Origin of the sequence: Planctobacterium marinum, from assembly GCF_020687805.1 — a bacterium.
GTDB lineage: Bacteria > Pseudomonadota > Gammaproteobacteria > Enterobacterales > Alteromonadaceae > Planctobacterium > Planctobacterium marinum.
Map to the genome: position 1 here is coordinate 1 of NZ_JAJEWQ010000017.1, position 4,199 is coordinate 4,199.

At 47.8% G+C, this 4,199-nt stretch carries 1 protein-coding gene; it reads left to right on the forward strand.

Annotation, left to right across the window (positions count from 1 at the left end):
- Positions 1 to 379: 379 nt before the first annotated feature.
- The coding region (locus LJ740_RS22960; RefSeq protein WP_229531480.1) for a S8 family serine peptidase at positions 380 to 4,199 on the forward strand (3,820 nt) is incomplete at its 3' end.

The following is a 4,199-nucleotide window of genomic DNA, read 5'->3' on the forward strand; positions in this document are numbered from 1 at the left end:
ACGGTAAAGCAGATGTCGCGGTAAGGCGACCGTCCACCCAGTATCAGTATATTCTGCGCAGTAGCGATGGGGTCACAGAGCGAGTGTGGTTTGGCAAAGATGCAGCGGATATTCCACTGGCCGGTCCGGTACTCACCCGAATGTCGATGGCCGCTGCAGCCAGCGACTAATCAGTTAATTTATCAGGGGCCGCTATTGCGGCCTTTTTTCTGCATCACCTTGTTCGTTTATTAAACAATAATCTGTAACCGCTTACAAAATTTACCTATATACATGATTTAAAAGGATTATTTTTATTGTCAGGCTTAGTTTTGTGTGGACAGACCAGAGCAGCTTTCTTATATTGGGGCAGGTAAAATTTCAACAATAAAGGAAAGAAATGGTATTACATGGCAAGAAATTGTGCACAATTGCGGTTGCGGTCAGTGCTGTTTTCACAGCATCCTCAGGTGCTTCTCCATCCTCACTGACAGATTTACAAACGCAATTACCGGTATCATCACAAAGCGCAAGAATTCTGCACACCAATGACAACGAGAATGTTCAGATTAAGCACCGGATGCAGGTGTCACAGTATATTATCGAGTTGCACGATGAGCCATTAATCCAAATGAAACAACAAACACAACGTGCGGTAGGAAAAGACCGTGCAGCAAAAAGCCATATCCAGCAGAAACTGGTTCAGCATCGTCAGCGAGTTGAGCGGGCACAAGCAGTACTGATCAGTGAGTTAAAACAAAGCCAGTTAATCGACAAGGTCGTTCGTCAAAACAGCAAAGTTCACAACTCTGTAGTGGTACAGGGAGACTGGCAAAAAATCCGTCATTTGAATAAGCACCCAGCGGTGAAGGCGATTCATCCTGTGCGAATGGTGCAAAAGTTCCTGCAGGACAGCACCCAAATTATCAATGCAGATGATGCCTGGACTCAAACCGACAGCGCAAATCGCAGCCTCACAGGCACTGGCATCACCGTAGCGGTTATTGATACCGGGGTTGATTACAACCACGCAGACCTGGGGGGCTGTTTTGGCGCAGGTTGTAAAGTCGAGAGCGGATATGATTTCGTTGAAAACGACGATGATCCCATGGATGTTGATGGTCATGGAACGCATGTGGCGGGAATTATCGCGGCAAATGGCAGCTTGCAAGGTGTAGCGCCGGGAGCATCCATTATGGCGCTTCGGGTTTTAAATGATGAAGGCTTTGGCAGCACCTCTGACATTATTGCGGCAATAGAGTATGCCGTGGACCCGGATGATGATTTAAGCACGGACGATGGTGCCGATGTCATTAACCTGAGTCTTGGAGGACCTGGCGAGTATCAATCACCTGGCAATGTCGCGGTGGAAAATGCCGTCGCTGCTGGCATTGTTGTGGTTGCCGCCGCAGGAAACTATGGCAGTTATGGTGATATTGCCGCGCTTTCTCCAGCCTCTGCATTATCGGCTATTACGGTGGCATCCAGTACCAAACAGGATCAGGTATCCGGGTTTAGCTCCAAAGGGGGTGGTGCCAGTTATCAGCAACTTAAGCCGGAAATTATTGCCCCAGGCTCTGATATCGTGTCATTGCAGGTGGGAGGCGGAAATGTAACATTGAGCGGTACCAGTATGGCTGCTCCTCATGTGGCCGGTGCAGCTGCGATACTGAAACAAAAGTTTCCTGATGCCACGCCTCAGGATATCAAAGCTAAGATGATATCTTCTGCTATAGATATCGGTGCTGATGCCTATTCACAAGGCTATGGTCGCCTGGATGTCACAGGTGCACTGGCTCAGGCAGTGACAATTTTTGATGCCGGATTGGCGTTTGGCCATGTTGATGATTCACAGTCTGAAATTCAATACAGTGCTTTTGTGGATATTAAAAACGACAGTACTCAGGCTGTAACGTTTGAGTTGGTGTTACCTGATGGATTGCCCGAACAGGTAGAAATTCAAACCGCACAAACGGAACTTACGGTTGCGGCAAACAGCCAGGAGCGGTTTGAGTTTACCGTGCTGGTAAGCTCTCCCGGCGATATCGCCACTCCGGACAATATCTCAACAACCTACTTTTCAGCGTTGCAATTAATTTCACCGGATCTGAGTCTGACCGTCCCTGCTACGCTGGAACGAGGATACCGGTTAACCTTAACGCATGACGGATTAAATCCGGCCGGTTTGTCTGTCGACAGTGTCGACGGGCTTAATTTTGCGTATGACTATATTTTTCCTGAAGAAACCCGCACTATTTTTACACCTGAAACAGAGGTTTATATTCGTGTTCAGCATGAACTTGAACCTTCTGAAATTGCCCATCTGAATATCCCGGAACGGGGTGAAGATGTTACGGTTTTGGTGGACGGCTACGAAGAGCACGTATTGGTTATGGATAACAATAAAAGTCTCAACCTGTCGCCATCGAACTTAACCCATCTTGTCGGTCTGGGAGAAGCTGTCGATGAGCAATCGGTTGATATTCTGCCCTCGGCCTTAACCGCAACCACAAACCTTTTCAGTTTTATCGAATTTTCACAAAACATTGGGTTTGTCAGCGTTGAATATCGCAGCCAGTTATTTTTTGATTCTATTGATCCGGCAGAAAGAGTGGCCTATTACACCGCCCTGGGAAGCATTGAGGACAAGATTGATTCACGTCTTGTTGAACAAGTCCGGTTTCCGGCATTGCGCAGTGACGATTCAGACACCTTTGTTCAGCTCGTACACGACTTAAATTCCACTCAGGATCTGCTTAAAACGTTTACTCAGGGAGAAAAACCCGAAATTACCCTTACGGGTTTCGCGGATACTGATATTCCCTATGTGGCTGCTGACCTGAGCGCGAATAGCACATTGCTGCCTTCATTTTACCTGGCAACGGATAAAAACGAGATACAGTTCACGCAGCTTACAGGCAGTTCACAGGATTTTGCGGCGCGGCTGCATCTGGGCTTTGCCAGCGAGTTCGGAACAGGCTGGATGACCCCCTATGCCAGCAGCGAAAGTTTCAACTTTACCCTGCAATCTGACATCAACCCGGTATCCCAAACCAATGTTATTGAAGATTTTCAGTATCAATTTAATGCCGCTGGTTTAACCATGAGTAAACCGATTGAAGTGGGAACGGATTACCTGATGGATTTGCGTGGTTTTCACTTCACCAACGGGCGCGGCCAGGCTTACCATGCAGGAGTCAATGCACAGTACAGTGTGGCCTGCGGAAATGGCGGTGAATTAACCGGGCCATTCGATACCCTGAGTTTATATCTCAACACCAGCCAATGCGATGTTAGTTCTGTGACCATAGACTGGCAAACCAGTTTAAATGGTGAGTCATATCAAAGCAGTGCAACTTATGACATCGCCGCCAATACGGGACCCATTTTTCCCGGCTTGATTAGCGCTATTTTTGAGGATGGTGAAGTGACTACAGATCTGATTATTAGTGGTCAGCAAAACACCGTATATCTGGCATCTGATGCCAACTTTAACAGCCTGAATCTCAGCTCATTAGAGTACAAACTGGATGACGGGCAATGGCAGTCGCTGACTACCGAGTCCTCAGATTTGGTTGAGTTTAATCACATGGCGACACTGCCTACCGGGGAGTTAGAAAGTCAGGTGCTGTCATTGCGCATAAGCTATACCGATAACGGTAACCTGGGAAGTGTGACTCAGGAAATCAATGGTGGCTATTTGCTGCAAGCCCCCGCCAGTGGTGTTACAGACGATCTTGACGGTGATGGCATTGTTGATGCTGAAGATGACGATATTGATGGCGACGGCATTCCCAATGAGGTTGAAGATGCTTATGAGTTGGACCCCCGAGATGCCAGTGATGCGGCCGGGGATTTAGATAATGATGGTTTGAGTAATCTGCAAGAGTATCTTTTGGGCACCTCCATGGTGAATTCTGACTCCGATGGTGATGGTATTCCAGATGCTGAAGATGCTTTTCCGCTGGGAAGTGCATCTGCGGTTGCCTTTGATTACGACGGCGACGGTAAAGCCGATGTGGGAGTGCGCCGCCCGTCCAATTATTTCCAGTATATCAGTCAGTCATCCGGTGGCGCGCTGTTGCGGGAGCAATTTGGAAAATCTGCAAATGACATTCCGGTATCGGGGGATTTTGATGGCGACGGTATTGCCGATGTGGCAGTAAGACGGCCATCCAACCAGTACTGGTATATTAAAAACAGCTCAGATGGTGAAATTC